Genomic DNA, 19,588 nt, shown 5'->3' with positions numbered 1-19,588 from the left:
CCTGAAGGTGGCTCACTCCTTGACACTTCCGGCGGCGAGGCCGGACTGCCAGTACTTCTGGAGCAGCAGGAACGCGGCGATCAGCGGAATGATGGTGAGCAGGGAACCGGTGATCACCAGGTTGAAGACGACGTCGCCGCCGATCGTCTGGGCCTGGGAGTTCCAGGCGTCCAGACCCAGGGTCAGCGGGTACCAGTTGGGGTCCTTGAGCATGATCAGCGGCAGGAAGTAGTTGTTCCAGGTCGCCACCGTGGTGAACAGCAGCACGGTCACGGTGCCGGGGGCGAGCAGGGGCAGGGCGACCTGGAAGAAGGTGCGCACCTCGCCCGCTCCGTCGATGCGGGCCGCCTCCATCAGTTCGGTGGGGATGGCCTCGGTCGCGAAGACCCACATCAGATACAGACCGAAGGGCGACACGAGGGACGGGATGATCACTGCCCACGGGGTGTCGGTCAGGCCCATCTTGCTGAACATCAGGAAGGTGGGCACCGCAAGGGCCGTACCCGGGACCGCGACGGCTCCGATGACCACGGCGAACACGGCGCGCTTGCCCGGGAAGGTGAACTTCGCCAGCGCGTAGCCGCCGAGGATCGCCAGCAGGGTGGCGCCGCCGGCGCCGAGGACGACGTAGAGCAGGGTGTTCAGCAGCCAGCGGACGAAGATGCCGTCGTGGTAGGTGAACGTGTCGTGGATGTTGCTCCAGAGAGCGAAGTGGTCGCTGAACCAGAGTCCCGAGGAATTGGCCAGCCCGTCCTGGGTCTTGGTGGCGCTGATGACCAGCCAGATCAGGGGCACGACCGTGTAGACCAGGATCAGGCCGGTGAGCACGGTCAGCAGGATGCTGCGCTTGGGGCGGCTGGGAGAGTGCTTCTGCCGGCGGGTGCGCAGTCGGGGCGCGGCGGTGGTGGAACCGTCGCCGGCCGGTGCGGATGCGGACGGGGAGCTGGTGGTGACGGAGCTGCTCATGGTTCACGCTCCCTTGCGCATGCCGCGGAGCTGCACGACATAGGCGATGACCATGGTGATCAGCCCCATGATGATGGCGACCGCCGCGGAGTAGTTGTGCTGCTGGCCGTTGAAGGACAGCGAGTACGTGTAGAAGTTCGGGGTGAAGTCGGTAGTGATGGCGTTGCGTGCGACCGGCCGCAGAATGGCCGGCTCGTTGAAGAGCTGGAAGCTGCCGATGATCGAGAAGATCGTCGCGATCACGAGGGCACCGCGGATCGCGGGGAGCTTGATGGCCGTGATGACGCGGAACTGGCCGGCGCCGTCGATCTCCGCGGCCTCGTAGAGCGAGAGCGGGATGACCCGTAGCGCGGAGTAGAAGATCAGCATGTTGTAGCCGATGAACTCCCACGTCACGATGTTGCCGATCGACGCCAGCACCAGGCCGCTGGAGAGCGGGTCCGGCAGGGTGACGTCGAACGCGCTGTTGATGTCACCCACCAGCCCGTACTTGGTGCCGTACATGAAGCCCCACATCAGGGTGGCGACCACGGCGGGCACCGCGTACGGCAGGAAGATCGCGATACGGAAGAAGTCCTTGCCGTAGAGGCGTCCGCTGTCCAGGGCCAGGGCGATCAGCAGGGCGATGCCGAGCATGATCGGCACCTGGACGACCAGGAACAGCGAGACCCGTATGAGGGAGTTCCAGAACTGGTCGTCCTGCAGGGCCTGCTGGTAGTTGTCCAGGCCTACGAAACTCGTGCCGCCGATCAGCTGATCCCTGAAGAGGCTGAGGTAGATCGAGTACCCGATGGGTGCCAGGAAGACGAGGGCGAACACCGCCACGAACGGGCCTATGAACCCCCATCCCGTCCATGAGCGGCGGTCCCTCTTCGCCGCAGGCCGGGCCGGGGCGCGTTTCACGGCCACCGGCGGTTCTAGGGTTGTCATTTTGTCGTGCCTCGCTCGTCCGTCTCGGAACCGGCGCTGGTCCGCCGCCGCCCCGATGTTTACGTAAACATCCCTCTGCGTGGACCTCCACGAGAGGTCCACCGGCTGTTATGTTTACGTAAACATCTGATGGCGGCATGTCTACACCGCTCCCCCGACGCTGGTCAAGGTCGTAGGGCGCAACTGTGGACCGAACGGCGAGGATTGACGGGTGGACACAGCTGACGGCACCTCGGCGGAGCCGGGGCGGGCGCGCCCACGCACCAGGAAACGGGCGGCCCGCCGTACACAGAGCGCGTCCATGGCGGACGTCGCCCGGGTCGCCGGAGTGTCCTCGCAGACCGTCTCCAGGGTGTCGAACGGCTTCCCGGGTGTGAACGAGGAGACACGGCGGCAGGTCCTGGAGGCCATGAAGGAGCTGGGCTATCGGCCCAACAGCGCCGCCCGTGCCCTCAAGCGCGGTGAGTTCCGCACGATCGGCGTCATCACCTTCGGTCTGTCCACCACGGGCAACGTCCGAACGCTGGAGGCGATCGCCACCTCGGCGGCCCAGGAGGGGTACTCGGTGACCCTGCTGCCGGTCGCCGTGCCGACGCAGGACGAGGTGCGCGGAGCCTTCTCGCGCCTCGGTGAGCTCGCCGTCGACGCCGTCATCGTCATCCTCGAAGTGCACCTCCTCGACGCGTCGACCCTCTCCATGCCGCCGCACGTCCAGGTGGTCGTGGCCGACTCCGACGCGGGCGACCGCTACACGGTGGTCGACACCGACCAGGCCGGCGGCACCCGGACCGCCGTACGGCATCTCCTGGACCTCGGGCACCGCACGGTCTGGCATCTGGCGGGCCCCGAGGGCTCGTACGCGGCGCAGCGCCGCACCGACGCCTGGCGCGCCGAACTCCTCGCGGCCGACCGGGTCGCACCGCCCCTCGTGCGCGGTGACTGGTCGGCGGAGTCCGGCTACCACGCGGGTCTGCGGATCGCCGGGCTGCCGGACTGCACGGCGGTGTTCGTGGCCAACGACCAGATGGCGCTGGGGCTGCTGCGGGCGCTGCACGAGAGCGGGCGCAGGGTGCCCGAGGACGTCAGTGTCATCGGCTTCGACGACATCCCGGAGGCGGGCTCCTTCCTGCCACCGCTGACCACCGTGCACCAGGACTTCGCCGAGGTGGGGCGGCTGTGCGTGGAGGGCGTGCTGCGCCAGATGCGGCAGGACGCCACGGAACACGGGACGACACTGGTGCCGACCCGCCTGGTCGTGCGGAGCAGTACGGCGCCGCCGGGACACTCGGGATAGGGAACGGGCGTCGGGCCGACGCGGGAGGGGACCGGTCACTCGACGGGGGCGAGGGACGGGGGCGAGGGCGAAGGTCGGGCACGCTCGACGGGTAGCGGGTAGCGGGTAGCGGGGACGAGGGCGAGGGGCGGGCGCGGGTCACTCGACGGCGACTGGGACGGGGACGAGCACGAGGGCGAAGGACGGGCGCTGGTCACTCGACGGGGGTGAGGACGGGGGCGAGGGTGAAGGCCGGGCACGCTCGACGGGTAGCGGGTAGCGGGTAGCGGGTAGCGGGTAGCGGGGGCGAGGGCGAGGGGCGGGCGCTGGTCACTCGACGGGGACTGGGACGGGGACGAGCACGAGGGCGAAGGACGGGCACGCTCGCCGGGGACGGGGACGGGGACGGGGACGGGGACGGGGACGGGGACGGGGACGGGGACGGGGACGGGGACGGGGACGGGGACGGGGACGGGGACGGGGACGGGGACGAAGGTCGGGGACGAAGGTCGGGGACCGGGGGTGAGGGCGTGCGTGGCCTGCCGGTGCCCTCGCGGTGTTCTGTCGGCTTCCGTGAGGCCCGTACGCCTTGCCCGTGCTGCGTGCCGGGCGCACGCTGGTCCCATGGCTGCGCAAGACGGCCCCACGCTCATCACCTCCGTCCAGCGGGCCTTCCGTCTGCTGGAGGCGGTGGGTGCCCATGAGAACGGGGCGCCGGCGAAGCAGCTGGCACGCGAGACGGAGCTGCCCCTGGCCACCGCCTACCACCTGCTGCGGACGCTGGTGCACGACGGCTACCTGCGGAAACTGTCCGACGGCGGGTTCATTCTCGGGGACAAGGTGCGGTCCCTGCAGGTCACGGGAGGCGGGCAGGCGCTGCTCAGCCGGGTCCGTCCCACGCTCGCCGCGCTGCGGGACGAACTGGCGACCGCCGCCTACCTCACCTTCTACGAGGAGGGTGAGATCCGGGTCGCCGAGATCGTCGACGGTCCGCGGACACCCCGTGTCGACCTCTGGGTGGGGTTCGAGGACGCGGGACACGCCACCGCGCTGGGCAAGTCCGTGCTGCGGGAACTGGACGAGGGCGCCCGCAAGGACTACCTCTCCCGCCACCACCTCAACGACCTCACCCCCAGGACGATCACCAGCCGACTGGAACTGCTCCGGCGTATCGATTCCTCACCGGTGGCCCCGGCCGTCACGGACCTGGAGGAGTACGCCCTCGGCACGGTCTGTGTCGCCGTCCCCGTCTACCGGGGCGACACGCTCGGCTCGCTCGGCGTCTCCATGCCGGCGGACCGGCTCGCCCGGCTGCCGGAGATCCGGGCGCGGCTGATCCCGGTCGCCGACCGTGTGACCAGGAGTCTCTCGCTCACTATCTGAAAATCCTCTTCTTGTAGCGGCCCCGGCCGATCGCGTTTCCTGGAGTCCGGACGAAACCGGCATTTCGGGGGCTCATCCCCGTACACAGGTGAGGACTGCGGACCGAACATGAGTCAGGCCCGACACCAAGGTGGAGCCCATCGGCGGACACGAGCGTTCAGGAGCCGGGTGCCCCTGCTGCCCGCCCTGCCCGTGCTGGTCGTCGCCGCAGTGGTCCTCGGCGACCTCGTCGGCGGAGCCGGCACAAGCTGGCTGCCACTGCTCGCCGCCGGCCCCGCTCTGGCCGCCACCACCAACGGACCACGCGGAGTCCTCTGCGTCGGCCTTCTCGCCGGCGCGGTCGCCGCGACGCTCGGCGACCTGAAGGGCGTACCGTCCCGGGAACTGGCCGCCGTACTGTCCGCCCTGGCCGCCGTCACCCTGGCGAGCGGCCTGGCCAGCGCGCTGCGCGAACGCCGGGAACGGGTCCTCGACGCCGTCCGCTCGGTCGCCGAGACCGCCCAGCACGCGCTGCTCAGCCCCGTACCGGCGACGGTCGGCCCCTTCCAGGTGGCCGTCCGCTACAGCGCGGCGGCGGCCGAGGCCCGGATCGGCGGTGATCTGTACGCGCTGATACCCACGCCGTACGGGGTGAGACTGATCGTCGGCGATGTGCGCGGCAAGGGGCTGCCGGCCGTGGGGACCGCCGCTCTGGTGCTCGGCGTCTTCCGGGAGGCCGCCTACGACGAGCCCGATCTCCTCGCGGTCGTCGACCGGATCGAACGGAGCCTCGCCCGCAACCTCGGCGCGGACGACTTCGTCACCGCCGTGGTCGCCGGATACCCGAGGACCGGGCAACTGGAGGTGGTGAACTGCGGACACGCGCCCCCGATTCTGGTCACCGCCTCGGGCGCCCTCGTGACCGTGGAGCCCACGCACCCGGCCCCGCCCCTCGGACTGCGCGCCCTCACCGGGCACACCCCCGACCTCCAGGTGCTGCCCTTCACGGACGGCGACCAGCTGCTGCTGTACACCGACGGAGTCACCGAGGCCCGTGACCGGGGCCGCGACTTCTACCCGCTCCATGAGGGGCTGGCCCGCCACGCCGGCGACGAACCGTCCCACACCCTCGACGCGCTCCACGACGAACTGCTGGCCCACGTGGGCGGCCGGCTGCACGACGACGCGGCGCTGCTCCTCATCCGCAAACCGACGGTCCGGGAAGTGGTGGTTCCCGAACCGTCGGCGGGCGGAACAACGGACAACGCCGTGACCACGGCGTCCGAAGCGGCGGTTACTCGCCCGAAGGCGCGGTCAGGGTGACGCCGAGAGCCACCGGCGTACCGAAGTTCGGTGTGCCGTCGGCGTTCCAGGTGAACTTCTGTGCCCTGGTCGTGCGGTTCATGTCGCAGCCGCCGGAGGCGGAGTTGTTGGCATGGTAGACGATCCAGTCCTCGGTCCCGTCGGGCGACTTGAAGAACCCGTTGTGGCCGGGACCGTACACACCGTTCGCGTTGGACCGCTGGAAGACCGGGTTGGCCGACTTGACCCAGGAGGCGGAGTCGAGCGGGTCACCGGTTCCGTTGTACGTCAGCATCCCCAGCTTGTAGTCGGGCGTGGAGCAGTGGCTCGCCGAGTAGACGATGAACGTCTTCCCGCCCCGCTGAAGTACCTCGGCGCCCTCGTTGACCGCGCCGCCGACCGTCTCCCAGCTGAGAGTCGGGGTGGACAGTACCCGGCGGGTGCCGCTCGCGGTCCACGGGTTGGACAGCGGGCGGATGAACATGGGCTGCGAGCCGTTGTAGAAGGTGCCGAGCAGATACAGCCTGCCGTTCAACTGGAGGATGCCCGGGTCGAGTTCCCAGGTGTTGTCCTGCGTCGGGTCGAGCAGGTCGGCCTTGAAGCTGTAGGGCCCCATCGGGTCCAGGCCGGCGCTCTCCAGCACATGGATGCGCTGGGTGCCCAGGTCGTACGGCTCCCGTCCGGCCGTGTAGTAGAAGTACCACCGCTTGCCGTTCGGGCCGTCGAGCAGATGGAACTCCGGGGCCCACATGGTGCCGGCTCCGTTGGGCCGGGTCAGGTTGAAGATCACCTGGTCGGTGGCGGTGGCGAGCCCGGCGAGTGTGCTCGCCTTGCGCATGGTGACCGTCGAGTTCCAGGTGGTCGTGGCGAGGTAGTAGTAGCCGTCGTAGTACGTCAGCCAGGGATCGGGCCCGTGCTGGGACAGCGGGTTGGTGAACGTGTGCGTCCCCGTGCCGCCCCCGCCGGTGAAGCCGGGCAGCCGCCACACCCTGCCGTTCGCGGTGGCACACGGGAGTTGGACGAGGTTGGTGTTCGACGCGGACGAACCACCGCTGGGCGTCACGCACTTGCCCGAGCTGACGGACACCAGGTTGAACGTCCTGTCGGTTCCGGAGACCGTCACCGGGACGAGCCGCCACTGCTGGTTCGTTCCGCTGTGGCAGGGCCACTGGATGATCGTGGCGTTGTCCGCCGTCGACGCCCCGAACACGTCGACGCACTGCCCGGACTGCGTGGTGATCGTGTACGTGTCCGACGTCCCGGCGACCGGCGTGTAGCCGAAGTTCTGGTTGGCCCCGGAGCCGCAGGTGAACGCCCGCAGCTGGGTCGCGTTGGTCGTCGAACCGCCGGGCAGGTCAAGGCAGTTGCCGCCGTTCTGGTTCACCCCGGTCGAGCTGAAGGTGACGGCGGCTGACGCGGGCGGCACCACCAGGAGGGCGACCACCATGGCGAGCACGGCGACCAGTACGGCCGTACATCTGGAGCGGGTCACTTGAGGCACATCCCTTCAGGGTCCGTACGCCTTGACTTCGAGGAGACCGACGGAACTGCTGCCCGTGCTGGTGAGCAGCACCCGTAGCCGGGTGGTGCTGACGGCGGTGAAGGAGACGGAGTTGTACTGGTTCTTCGCCAGTGCGTAGGCCCCGGCGCCCGGCACGTCCACATACGCGCTGCCGTTCCAGTACTGGAGCTTCCACGCGGAGGGCATGTCGATGCCCTGGTCGTCGTCGAAGAAGTACACGTCCGCCTTGTCGAGGGTCTTCGCGGTCGGCCAGGTCAGCTCGGCCCACTGCTGGCCCGTCTCCGGCCAGGTTCCCCAGCGCGGGTTCGCCGTGTCGTTGGACGAGGGCGGGTCGACACCGTCGTTCACCGCGGCGACGCTCTCCCAGGCGGAGGTGTACGACGCGGACGCTGTCGCGGAGGACGCCTGGTTGGCCGGTGGCTGCGGTGGCTGGACACCGCCACGGTTGAACACCTTCACCTCGGTCAGGCCCGTCTTGGCGCCGGAGGCGTTGGTTGCCAGGACGCGGATGCGCTGGGCGGTGATCGCCGGGAACCGCACCAGGTTGTAGTTGGCGCGCGGCGCGGTCGGGGTCTTGGTCTGGCTGGGCGCGTTCACCCATGAACTGCCGTCGTAGTACTGGATGTTGTACGCGGACGGCGCCCGGTAGGTCGTACTGGCCGGCCGGCTGTCCTTGAAGTACAGGCGCACCTCGTTCAGCGTGCGCGCGGCACCGAAGTTCAGCTCGTACCAGTCCTGGCTGTTGGGGGAGCCGCCGGCGCCCCAGAACGGTTCGTTGGTGGGGTAGCCGTCGACCGCGCCCGAGACCGAGCTGCCCGACCCGGTGTAGGAGGCCGAAGTCGTCGCCCCGGAGGCCAGGTTGGTCAGGTCGGCGGTGAGGTCGACGCCGGCCTTGGCGAGCATGTCGACCATCCGGGGACTGCTCTGGACGACCTGGTTGGGGGCCTGGAGTCCGGCGACCGCCGTGTGGAAGCCGACCGTGCCGCTCGTGGTGACGTCACCGGTGGCCGGGTCCCAGGTGAAGGGCACCAGGGAGTTGACGGTGGCGGCCCGGTTGCCGTTGACGTAGATCGAGTAGCCCTCCGGGATGCCCGGGTAGCGCACCACACCGTCGGCCGGGTCGTCCCAGACGATGGACAGGTCGGCGTTGCGGTAGCGGAGGTTGTTGACGGTGAAGTGGTCCCAGCCGATGTCGATCGGCGAGAGCTCCACCTTGGCGTCGTTGCGCGACCGAAGCCCCGCGACGTCCTCGATCACCGTCCAGTTGCTGCTGCCCAGGATGTTGTGGTGGATCCAGGACCGGTAGTCGATGGAGCTGCCGTTCCAGTCGGCCCAGAACTCGTTGGCGTCGGGCCACTGGGTGTTGCCGCCGACGTACTGCGCCCAGGCGTTCCAGTACAGGAGCTTCTTGTAGTCGGTCGCGTTCATCCACGAGTTGGGGTAGTTGCGCAGCACCGAGGAGTACAGCCGGAACTGCACCGTGGAGTTGATGGTGGAGAAGTTGTTCGAACCGGGCTCGCCGGCGTCGGCCGCCGCCTTCTTGTCGACCTGGTTGGCCGTGTAGAAGGGGAAGATCGGGTACTGCGCCGGGTCGTCGAACAGCCGCAGGGCCTGCTTGTACGTCGCCGTGTTGGGGACGGCGCCGACCGAGAACGGGTAGTAGTTGTTGATCTCCTTCCAGGGCACCCACTCGTTCGTCGACTTGAGCCGGTGCTCGAACAACTGCCGGTTCGGATTCCACAGCACGTTGACGATGGCGTCCTTGATCTGCGTCGCGAGCGTCCGCATCTCGTTCGCCTTGGCCGTGTTGCCGATCGCGTCGTAGGCCTGCGCGGCGGCCAGCGCGCCGCTGTACTGGTAGGCGGACTCGGCGCGGTCCATGTTGCCGGGCTTCCAGTGGAACGAGACCGCGTCGGCGTCGTTGCCGGTCAGCGCACCCCAGTCGTACTCGATCAGCTTGTTGTTGTCGTGGTCGTAGGTGGCGAGTTGCCCCTTGACGTCGCCCTCCGCGTAGCGCGCGAGGTTGGCGGCGATGGCCGGCTGGCCGCCGTGGAGCTGGTAGCTCTTCCAGGCCGCCTCGGCGATGTACTGGGTGTAGCTGTTGGACCAGTTCTCCGGGTCACCCGGATTGTCCAGGAAGCGGCCGCCCTTGGAGGTCTGACCGACGCTCAGCCAGTCCCCGTACGCGTAGGCCGGGTCGCGCAGATACTTCAGGTCGTCGATGTGCATCGGCTGCGTCAGCGCGATCGCGTTGTTGTAGCCGAGGACGCCCTCGGTCGACGTCGGGAACTGGAAGGTCTGGCCTGGGATGTCGGCGTCCAGGTTGTTGAAGCGCATCAGCCACCAGCGGTAGTAGATGCTCTTCTTGATCGCCGGTTCGGGTACGTCGATGTAGGGCACGTTCTGCGCCCACCACAGGTTGTAGGCCCTGACGTGTGTCGCGAAGGCGGTCGCGTTCGAGTAGCCCGCGTAGGCGTTGTACTCGGTGAGCGACTGGGGGATCTCGTCGGTGACGAAGCCCATCACCACCTTGGCGGTCACTGTCGCTCCGGCCGCGATCGTCACGGAGCGGTTGAGGCCGCCGTTGGTGACCGTGAATCCGTCGCCGGTGATGCGGGGGCGGAGGGTGGTCAGGTTGTTGTAGGCGCCGGCCTGGCCGGTCAGCTCGCTGCCGGTGCCCGTGGTGGCGTACGGCGAGGTCGCCCGCAGTTGCAGGGTGGTCGAGCCGCTGCCGTTGTTCTTGATCGACAGGTTGGTCACGGCGACGTTGTTCTCGGTGATGAACTTGGTCTGGTTGACCGTGACCGAGCCGCTGGTGTGCACACTGTTCCAGTGGCTGGGCATCTGCCGGCGTTGGGAGACCTGCTCGGTGAAGGTACCCGGGCTGATGGCGATGCTGTACGCGTTCTGGTCGTTGACGCTCTCCCAGTAGGCGACGTGGCCACCGAAACCGAGTATCGCCGGGTCGTGGGTCTTCATGAACAGTGCGCGGCCCCGGCTCATCAGCCAGGGGCCGGCCGGGTCGTCGCCGCTGCGGGCCAGCAGCCGGTCCATCCAGAAGTCGGTGCCGGAACTCTCCGCGTCGTAGATGGCCTTCATCATGTCGCCGGTGGTCTGGGCGACGGGCGGGGCCGGGACCGCGGGGCCGCTGAACGTGGGGAACCCGATGGTCTGCGCGGCGGCGGCCGGGGGCGCGGTGAGGACGGAGGCGAAGGTGAGCAGCAGGGCGACGAGGAGGTACCTCGTGCGCCGGCGTCGTGACAGTAAGGCGTGCGGTCTTCTCATCGGAGGCTCCCTGTCCCGTTGCCTGACAGACGTGTGGTCGCGATGGCGCCGACGTTCATGAACCCGAAGAGCACGGAAAACGGACCTGAAAGGTTTTCGCAACGTAGGAGCGAGCTGATGATGTGTCAAGAGGGCTCGGTGAGACCCGAGTTCGCCGGGGCGGCGGCTTGTCCGGTTCAGCACACGGGCGCGGCTCAAGGCGGTGACACGGACGCGGTTCAGGACAGAGGCGCTGTCGAGCCCCTGATGACGACCCGGCAGGGCAGGGCCTCCGTCCCCGAGCGCCGCACCCCGCCGATCGCGCTGAACAGGGCGTGCGCGGCGGCCCGCCCGACCTCTTCGAGGTTCAGGTCGACGCTGGTCAGCGGCGGTCGGGAGCCGGAGGTCAGGACGTGCCAGTCGTCGAAGCCCATGACCGACACGTCCTCCGGCACCCGCCGGCCACGCTCGCGCAGGACCTCCATGACCCCGCGCGCTATCTGGTCGTTGCCGCACAGCACGGCGTCGACCTCGGGGTGCCGGTCCAGGAGCAGCGCGGTGGCCGCCCGCCCCCAGCCCTCCGACCAGGCCCCGAACCGCGGTTCCTCGACCGGGACCAGACCGGCGTCGGCGAGCGCGGCCAGGGCGCCCTCGGCCCGCTCGCGCGCCGCGAGATAGCCGGGGTCGCCGGTGATGTGCGCGATCCGGGTACGGCCGCACGCCAGCAGGTGTGCCACGGCGATCCGGCCCGCGTCGACGCTGTCGGGGACGATGGACAGATCGGCCGGATCGTCCGAGGGGGCGTACGCGTAGACGACCGGGACCGGCAGTTCAGGGCCCAGGGAGGGACGCGGATCGGTCCGGCTGCCCACCACGATCAGGCCGTCCACGCGGCGCCCAAGCAGCGCCCTGACATGGTGCTGTTCGCGGATCGCGTCCCCGCGGGCGTCGCAGAGGAACACGGCGACCTCGCCCGCCCCGAAGGCGTCCTCGGCGCCCATCAGGATCGGGATGCTGAACCGGCCCTCCAGGTCGCTGGTGAGCAGCCCGACCGTGCCGGTTCGCCCGGCGAGCAGGCCGCGGGCCAGCTGGTTGGGGCGGAACGACAGCCGCTCGGCCGCGTCGACGACCCGCTGCCGGGTCTCGGCGCGCACTTGACTCCGGCCGTTGAGGGCCTTGGACGCGGTGGCGATGGACACGCCCGCCAGCCGGGCCACGTCGCTGAGTGTGGTGGGCTGCGAACGAGAGGGGCCGGTGGCCTGTGCCATGGGGTGAACTCCTTCTCTCGCCCTGCGTGCGTAAACCGTACGCGAGTTGTTTCGGTCCAGGCGCGTTCCGCGTACTTCCGCAGTTTTCGGCGGACGTCCATGCCGAGCTCCGGCTTCCCTTCTGTGCAAGGGGATTGACGGGCAGTGAGCCGAGTCCCTACTTTCAGAAAGCCTTTTCGGCTTCTTTTCGGCGCAGCACCCAGCAGAACCCACACGAGGGGGATCGTTATGGGGAGCACGACCGGCCCACGTGGACACGGACGTGGACGCCTTCGCAGACTCGCCACCGGTGCCGTCGCGGTTCTCGCCGCCGCGAGCCTGGTCACGGCCTGCGCCGCCGGGAACGACGGCTCGGACGGCGGGGGAGGAGGCGGCGGGGGAGCGGCCGGTGCCACGGGCACCGACGACGGCGCCACGCTGACGATGTGGACCCGGGCGGCGACCCGGCCGCAGAGCGAGGCCCTGGTCAAGGCGTACAACGCGGGCCACAAGAACCGGATCGAGCTGACCGTCATCCCCACCGACGACTACCAGGCCAAGGTGGGCGCGGCGGCCGGGGCCAAGGACCTGCCCGACCTCTTCGCCTCCGACGTGGTGTTCGTCCCGAACTACACCTCCAGCGGACTCTTCGCCGACCTCACCGACCGTATCGACGCCCTGCCCTTCGCCGACAGCCTCGCTCAGTCGCACATCAAGGCCGGCACGTACGAGGGCCGGAAGTACGTCGTCCCGCACACCCTCGATCTGTCGGTGCTCTTCTACAACAAGGACCTCTACCGGAAGGCGAAGCTCGACCCGGAGAAGCCGCCCACCACCCTCGCCGAGTGGGACCAGCAGGCCCGCGCCGTGGACGCGCTCGGCGGTGGTGTCAACGGCACCTTCTTCGGCGGCAACTGCGGCGGCTGCGGTGTCTTCACCTGGTGGCCGTCCATCTGGGCAGCGGGCCAGGACGTGCTGAACAAGGACGGCACCGAGGCGACCCTGGCCTCCGCCACGGCCAAGAAGGTCTACGACACCTACCGCGGCTGGGTCAAGGACGACATCGTCGCCCCCGGCGCCCGCGACGAGACCGGCGCCACCTGGACCGGCGTCTTCCCGAAGGGACAGGTCGGGGTCATGCCGATGCCCTCGACCACCCTCGGGCTGATGCCCAAGAACCTGGACCTCGGCGTCGCGCCCATCCCCGGACCCGACGGCGGCAGGTCCACCTTCGTCGGCGGCGACGCCATCGGCATCTCCGCCACCAGCAAGTCGGCCGACCAGGCCTGGAACTTCCTCGCCTGGTCCCTCGGCGACCAGGCGCAGGTCGACGTGGTCGCCGCCCACAAGGACGTGGTGGCACGCACCGACCTCGCCTCCAACAAGTACTCCAAGGCCGACCCACGGCTGGTGACCATCAACCAGCTGGTGGCGGACGGCCGGACCCCGTACGCCCTGAAGTTCGGCCAGACGTTCAACGACCCCAACGGGCCCTGGCTGACCCTGATGCGCGACGCCGTCTTCGGCGACGGATCGAACGTGGACAAGGACAACGACGCGGTGAGCGCGTCACTGGCGGACTGAGCTGCACCCCTGAACAGCAGGGGCGCAGCCCGCTGTTCAGGGGCGCGGGGCTGTGACTTTGGGCGGCTCCGCCGCGTGGGCGCGACCAGCCCCCACCCACCCGCACCGAAAGGGAGACCCATGCCCGTGAAGGCGCCCAACCGAACGGCGCCCGCGCACCGGGACCCACCGGTGAGCCCTGGAACGCGCACGCCGGCCCGCCGATGGTGGACCTCCCGCAAAACCCAGGGCCTCGCCTACGCCGCCCCCACGGCAGTGTTCGTCACCGTCTTCTTCCTGCTCCCCCTGCTCCTCGTCGGCCAGATGTCCCTCAACGACTGGCCGCTCCTGGCCGGCGACCGAGGTGTCAACGCCCCCGAGAACTACACCGACGCCACCGACACCACCCTCTTCTGGCCGGCGGTCCGCTTCACGCTCCTCTACACCGTGATCGTCACGGTCGTCCTCCTCGGCCTCGCCCTTCTCCTCGCCCTGCTGGTGCAGGAGTCCCGTCCGGGGGCGGGCTTCTTCCGCACGGTCTACTTCCTGCCCGGCGCCCTCGGCCTCGCCTCCGCGTCCCTGCTCTTCTGGGGCCTGTACAGCCCCACCACCGGACCTCTCAGCCGCATTCTGGAAAACCTGGGCCTCGTCGACGACCCGGTCTCCTTCCTCGGCACCCCGACCTCCGCTCTTCTCTCGACGGTGTTCCTCATCGTCTGGAAGTTCGCCGGGTTCTACATGCTGATCCTCCTCGTGGGCCTCCAGCGCATCCCCCACGAGGTGTTCGAGGCGGCCCGGATGGACGGCGCGAGCCGCGGCCAGATCTTCCGCTCCATCACCCTGCCGCTGCTGCGCCCGTCCCTGGCGCTGACACTGCTCCTCTGCGTGACCGGATCACTGCTCGCCTTCGACCAGTTCTTCGTCCTCACCAAGGGCGGACCGGACAACAGCACGGTCACCGTCGTCCAGTTGATCTACCGCGAGGCCTTCCAGCGGATGAACCTCGGTACGGCGGCGGCCCTTTCGGTGATCGTGCTCGGCGTACTGCTCCTGCTCAACGCCCTCCAGTTCCGCGGCCTGGGCCGCGCCGACGAATCATGAGCTGTCTGCCATCGGAAGGGAGCCCACGGTGCTGACCCGCGCCCTCGGCCGTACGCCCTACTACGTCGTCGCCGGAGGACTGGCCGTCATCTTCCTCTTCCCCCTGGTGTGGAACGCCTGGGCCTCGGTCAGCGGCCAACCCGGCACCGCACAGGAGTCCGGCTACGGCCTCGGCAACTACCGCACCCTGCTCCACTACGACGCGGGTCTGTGGCAGTACTTCCTGAACAGCACCGTCGTCTCCGCGCTCACCGTCGCCCTGACCCTCGGGGTGTCCCTGCTGGGCGGCTACGCCTTCGCCCGCTTCGACTTCCCCGGCAAGAACCTGCTGTTCCTGCTGACGCTGGCCATCCTCATGGTCCCGTACGCCACCCTCCTCATCCCCCTCTACGTACTGCTCGGCCGGCTCCACCTCCAGAACTCGCTGGTCGGACTGAGCCTCGTCCTGGCCATGTTCCAACTGCCGTTCGCCACCTTCATGATGCGGATCTCCTTCGAGGCGGTACCCCGCGAACTGGAGGAGTCGGCGCTCGTCGACGGCTGCGGCACGGCGGGCGCACTGCGCCGGATCCTGCTCCCGGCGGTACGTCCAGGGCTGATCACCGTGGGGCTCTTCGCGTTCCTCGCCGCCTGGAACGACTTCATCGCCCCGCTGATTCTCATCTCCGACAGCGAGAAGGCACCCCTGCCGCTGGCCGTGGCGAACCTGCGCCAACAGAGCATGGGTGCGGTCGACTACGGCGCCACCGAAGCCGGAGTGGTGGTCCTCGCCGTGCCCTGTCTCCTCCTCTTCCTGCTGCTGCAACGGCACTACGTACGAGGCTTCATGTCGGGCGCGCTGAAGGGCTGACCAACCGGAAGAAAGGCATCAATTGGTGAGCGATAACCGAGAGTTGTCGACCGTGCTGCCCGTGGCACCGACCCGGGGACGACTGCGTCCGCTGGGCCTCGACGAGGTCAGGATCACCGGCGGCTTCTGGGACCGGCGCCGGGAGACCAACGCCACCGCCACTCTCGCCCACTGCCGCGACTGGATGGAACGCGTCGGCTGGACCGGCAACTTCCGTGCCGTCGCCGAAGGCCGTATCCAACAGGGCCGGCGGGGAAGGGAGTTCGCGGACTCCGAGATCTACAAACTCCTCGAAGCGATGGCCTGGCAGACGGGCACCGGTGGCGGAGCCACGCTGGACCAGGACATCGCGGCGCTCACCGAGGCCGTCGCCTCCGCACAAGAACCGGACGGCTACCTGAACACCGCGTTCGGCCACCCCGGACAGCAGCCCCGCTACAGCGACCTCGAATGGGGTCACGAACTGTACTGCTACGGGCACCTGATCCAGGCAGGCGTCGCCCAGGCCCGCACCCAGGGCGAGGGCGAGCTGACGAAGGTCGCCCGACGCGCCGCCGACCACATCTGCGCCACCTTCGGCCGAGGCGGCATCGAGCGCGTCTGCGGTCACGCGGAGATCGAGACGGCCCTCGTGGAACTGGCCCGGCTGACAGGCGAGGAGCGCTACCTCGACCAGGCCGCCCTGTTCATCGACCGCCGAGGCCAAGGCACCCTCGCCGACGGCGAGTTCGGCCGCGTCTACCACCAGGACGACCTCCCGGTCCGGGACGCCACCGTGCTGCGCGGCCACGCCGTCCGCGCCCTCTACCTCGCGTCCGGCGCGGTCGACGTGGCCGTCGAGACCGGGGACGAGGAACTGCTCGCGGCGGTCGGACGCCAGTGGGAGGCGGCGGTCGCCCGGCGCACCTATCTGACCGGCGGTATGGGCTCGCACCACCGGGACGAGGCATTCGGCGACGACTTCGTCCTGCCGCCCGACCGCGCCTACTCGGAGACCTGCGCCGGCGTCGCCTCTGTACAGCTCAGCTGGCGGCTGCTCCTGGCCACCGGCGACCCCCGCTACGCCGACCTCGCCGAGCGGACCCTGTTCAACGTCATCGCCACCTCCCCGTCCGAGGACGGCCGGTCCTTCTTCTACGCCAACACCCTGCACCGGCGCCATCGGGGCCCGGCACCCGCCGCCGACGCGGTCAGTCCGCGCGCCGAATCGAGCCTGCGCGCCCCCTGGTTCGCGGTGTCCTGCTGCCCGACCAACGTGGCACGCACCCTGGCTCAGCTCCCCGCCCACCTGGCCACGGCCGACGACCAGGGCATCCAGCTCCACCAGTACGCCGACGCGGAGATCACCACGTCCCTCACCGGCGGCCACGCCGTCGCCCTGCGCGTCCGCACCGACTACCCGTCCGGCGGAAACGTCACGGTACGGATCGACCGCTCACCCCCGGTCCGCCCCTGGACCCTGTCGCTGCGCGTCCCGGCCTGGACGGAGGGCTCCACGGCCTACCTGGTCGACCCGGACGGGGGCTGTCGTACGGTCGACCCGGGCACGGCCGAGGTCACCCGGGTCTTCCGTCCCGGCGACGAGATCCGGCTCGAACTGCCCGTGGCGCCACGATGGATCGAGCCGGACCCGCGCATCGACGCCGTACGCGGCACGGTCGCCGTCCAGCGTGGCCCGCTGGTCTACTGCGCCGAGTCGGTGGACCTGCCGGACGGTCGTGAGGTGGACGTCGTACGGGTGGATCCGTCCGCCGAGCCGGAAGACGGACCGGCCGGCACCGTCGTCGCGCCGGGCGAACTCGTCGCACAGGACGGTCCGGTCGACGCCGCGTGGCCCTACCGGCCACTGGACCGGGCCACCGTTTCCGCCGCCGAGCACACGGGAATCGTCCTGGTCCCCTACAACTCCTGGGCGAACCGCGGCCCTTCGACGATGCGCGTGTGGCTGCCGACCACAGAGACGTAGCCCGGGCGCACTGTGGACCAGGCCCCCCGAACCCCACGATCGGAGCCCGAGATGACTCAACCTCCCACCCGCCGCCACCTGTTGAGGCTGGCCGCAGGGAGTGTGGCCGCCACACCCCTCGCGTACGCGGTCCCAGCTGAGGCCCTCCCGGAGGCGCCCGCACCAGCCACGGCCGCACTGGCCCCGGCCGCCCCGGCCGCGCCCGCCACCTGGGCCGTACAGCCCTTCCCTCTGGACCAAGTAGCCCTGGGCGACGGCGTGTTCCGCCGCAAGCGTGACCTGATGCTCGAGTTCGCGCGCTCCTACCCGGCCGACCGTATCCTCGCCGTGTTCCGCGCCAACGCGGGGCTCGACACCCGTGGCGCGCAGCCGCCCGGCGGCTGGGAGACCGCCGACGGCAACCTGCGTGGCCACTTCGGCGGTCACTTCCTCACCCTCGTCGCGCAGGCGTACGCCGACACACGAGAGGCCGCGCTGAAGAGCAAGCTCGACTACCTGGTCACCACGCTCGGCGAATGCCAACAGGCCCTGGCGGACCACGGATCGCCCAGGCCCAGCCACCCCGGGTTTCTGGCCGCGTACCCGGAGACACAGTTCATCCTGCTGGAGAGCTACACGACCTACCCCACCATCTGGGCGCCCTACTACACCTGCCACAAGATCATGCGCGGCCTCCTCGACGCCCACACCCTCACCGGGAACCAGCAGGCCCTGACCATCGCCTCGAAGATGGGCGACTGGGTGCACAGCAGGCTCAGCCGACTGCCCCAGGCGCAGTTGGACCGCATGTGGTCGATCTACATCGCCGGTGAGTACGGCGGTATGAACGAGGTGCTGGCCGACCTGTACGCCCTCACCGGCCGGGCGGAACACCTCGCCGCCGCCCGCTGCTTCGACAACACCGCGCTGCTGGACGCCTGCGCCGACAACCGCGACATCCTCGACGGCAGACACGCCAACCAGCACATCCCCCAGTTCACCGGCTACATCAGGCTGTTCGACCACACCGGGGAGGCCGAGTACGCCACCGCCGCCCGCAACTTCTGGGGCATGGTCGTGGGCCCCCGGACATACAGCCTGGGCGGCACGGGCCAGGGGGAGATGTTCCGGGCGCGGAACGCGACAGCGGCGACGCTGGGCGACAACAACGCCGAGACCTGTGCGACGTACAACATGCTGAAGCTGAGCCGCCAGCTCTTCTTCCACACCCCCGACCCCGCCTACATGGACTACTACGAACGGGGCCTGACCAACCACATCCTCGCCTCCCGCCGGGACGCCCGCAGCACGGTCAGTCCGGAGGTCACCTACTTCGTCGGCATGGGGCCCGGAGTCGTGCGGGAGTACGACAACACCGGTACCTGCTGCGGCGGTACGGGCATGGAGAACCACACCAAGTACCAGGACTCGGTGTACTTCCGCTCCGCCGACGGCAACGCCCTGTACGTCAACCTGTACCTCGCCTCCACCCTGCGCTGGCCGGAACGCGGCCTCGTCATCGACCAGACGAGCGACTTCCCGGCCGAGGGCGTGCGCACCCTGACGTTCCGCGAGGGCGGCGGCGGTCTCGACCTGAAGCTCCGGGTGCCGTCCTGGGCCACGGGAGGTTTCACCGTCACGGTCAACGGGGTCCCGCAGCAGGCCGGTGCCGTACCCGGCAGCTATCTCACCCTGAGCAGGAACTGGCAGCGCGGTGACCGGATCACCGTCTCCGCTCCGTACCGTCTGCGCGTCGAACGGGCCCTCGACGACCCCACGGTCCAGTCGCTGTTCCACGGCCCGGTCCTTCTGGTCGCCCGCAGCCAGTCGACGACCTTCCGTACCTTCTCCTTCTACAAGGACTTCACCCTGCAGGGCGACCTCGCCGCCTCCGTCAAACCCGAAGGACGGCCGCAGTACTTCACCACGCACGGCCTGACCCTGGCCCCGTTCCACATCGCGGACACCGCCGCCTACCACGCCTACTTCAGGCGCTCCGAACCCGTCGTCGTCTTCGGCTCGGCCACCTCCGGCGTACCGAACCGTGCCCGCACGGACGGACAGACCTTCCTCGACGTGCTCTGGGCGCGGGCTCCCTTCGCGTCCCAGGGGGCCTTCCTGGACGCGGTCCGCGTCCTCGCGGACAGCTGGCTGTCCCAGGGCCTGTTCAGCCGGGCCGAGCGGGACGCGGTCGTCGCCGCCTCCGTCCGGGCGAACCTGAGGCGCTGACGGTCGAAAAACAAGAGGGAGGGGAGCCGCGTGA

At 69.4% G+C, this 19,588-nt stretch carries 13 protein-coding genes; 8 read left to right on the top strand and 5 right to left on the bottom strand.

What is annotated here, in order from left to right; translation table 11 throughout:
• Positions 1–12: 12 nt before the first annotated feature.
• Together QA861_RS30085 and QA861_RS30080 are read right to left on the bottom strand one after the other, a co-directional pair.
• Positions 13–966 (bottom strand): carbohydrate ABC transporter permease, encoded by a 954-nt coding sequence (locus tag QA861_RS30085; RefSeq protein WP_334591825.1) that lies wholly within the window; start codon positions 964–966, stop codon positions 13–15.
• A 3-nt stretch (positions 967–969) separates the two neighbouring features.
• Complete coding sequence (locus QA861_RS30080) at positions 970–1,896, bottom strand: carbohydrate ABC transporter permease (RefSeq protein WP_334591824.1); 927 nt, start codon at positions 1,894–1,896, stop codon at positions 970–972.
• Between the two features lie 211 nt (positions 1,897–2,107).
• Between QA861_RS30080 and QA861_RS30075 the strand changes: the two genes are divergently transcribed.
• From QA861_RS30075 to QA861_RS30065, 3 genes are all read left to right on the top strand, one after another.
• Positions 2,108–3,190, top strand: coding sequence for a LacI family DNA-binding transcriptional regulator (locus QA861_RS30075; protein ID WP_443041602.1), 1,083 nt, complete (start codon positions 2,108–2,110; stop codon positions 3,188–3,190).
• A 603-nt stretch (positions 3,191–3,793) separates the two neighbouring features.
• Entirely contained in the window at positions 3,794–4,552 is a 759-nt protein-coding gene (locus QA861_RS30070) for an IclR family transcriptional regulator (protein WP_334591823.1), read from the top strand.
• A 108-nt stretch (positions 4,553–4,660) separates the two neighbouring features.
• A complete protein-coding gene (locus tag QA861_RS30065) occupies positions 4,661–5,854 on the top strand; it encodes a PP2C family protein-serine/threonine phosphatase (protein WP_443041601.1) in 1,194 nt (397 codons plus the stop codon).
• Here QA861_RS30065 and QA861_RS30060 read toward each other — a convergent pair.
• The 3 genes from QA861_RS30060 to QA861_RS30050 form a co-directional block, all read right to left on the bottom strand.
• Entirely contained in the window at positions 5,826–7,325 is a 1,500-nt protein-coding gene (locus tag QA861_RS30060) for a family 43 glycosylhydrolase (protein WP_334591821.1), read from the bottom strand. The two genes, QA861_RS30065 and QA861_RS30060, sit on opposite strands and share 29 nt — an antisense overlap.
• 15 nt (positions 7,326–7,340) lie before the next feature.
• Positions 7,341–10,640: a discoidin domain-containing protein gene (locus QA861_RS30055; protein ID WP_334591820.1), complete on the bottom strand. Its 3,300-nt coding sequence runs from the start codon at positions 10,638–10,640 to the stop codon at positions 7,341–7,343.
• Positions 10,641–10,858: 218 nt separating this feature from the next.
• Positions 10,859–11,887 (bottom strand): LacI family DNA-binding transcriptional regulator, encoded by a 1,029-nt coding sequence (locus QA861_RS30050; RefSeq protein ID WP_334591819.1) that lies wholly within the window; start codon positions 11,885–11,887, stop codon positions 10,859–10,861.
• 228 nt (positions 11,888–12,115) lie between these two features.
• On the opposite strand from QA861_RS30050, the gene QA861_RS30045 reads away from it, so the two are divergent.
• The 5 genes from QA861_RS30045 to QA861_RS30025 all read left to right on the top strand — a co-directional run bounded on the left by QA861_RS30045 (position 12,116) and on the right by QA861_RS30025 (position 19,554).
• Positions 12,116–13,450, top strand: a complete 1,335-nt coding sequence (locus tag QA861_RS30045; RefSeq protein WP_334591818.1) for an ABC transporter substrate-binding protein — start codon at positions 12,116–12,118, stop codon at positions 13,448–13,450.
• 120 nt (positions 13,451–13,570) lie between these two features.
• Positions 13,571–14,530, top strand: a complete 960-nt coding sequence (locus QA861_RS30040; RefSeq protein WP_334591817.1) for a carbohydrate ABC transporter permease — start codon at positions 13,571–13,573, stop codon at positions 14,528–14,530.
• A gap of 28 nt (positions 14,531–14,558) precedes the next feature.
• Positions 14,559–15,380: a carbohydrate ABC transporter permease gene (locus QA861_RS30035; RefSeq protein ID WP_334591816.1), complete on the top strand. Its 822-nt coding sequence runs from the start codon at positions 14,559–14,561 to the stop codon at positions 15,378–15,380.
• Between the two features lie 25 nt (positions 15,381–15,405).
• Positions 15,406–17,346 carry a glycoside hydrolase family 127 protein gene (locus QA861_RS30030; RefSeq protein ID WP_334591815.1) on the top strand — a complete coding sequence of 647 codons (1,941 nt, stop codon included), beginning with the start codon at positions 15,406–15,408 and terminating at the stop codon, positions 17,344–17,346.
• Between the two features lie 51 nt (positions 17,347–17,397).
• Positions 17,398–19,554 carry a glycoside hydrolase family 127 protein gene (locus tag QA861_RS30025; protein ID WP_334591814.1) on the top strand — a complete coding sequence of 719 codons (2,157 nt, stop codon included), beginning with the start codon at positions 17,398–17,400 and terminating at the stop codon, positions 19,552–19,554.
• Positions 19,555–19,588 lie beyond the last annotated feature (34 nt).

This window comes from Streptomyces sp. B21-083, from assembly GCF_036898825.1.
Lineage (GTDB): Bacteria > Actinomycetota > Actinomycetes > Streptomycetales > Streptomycetaceae > Streptomyces.
Note: the sequence above shows the minus strand (reverse complement) of the source record. Positions and strands in the feature narration are given on the sequence as shown.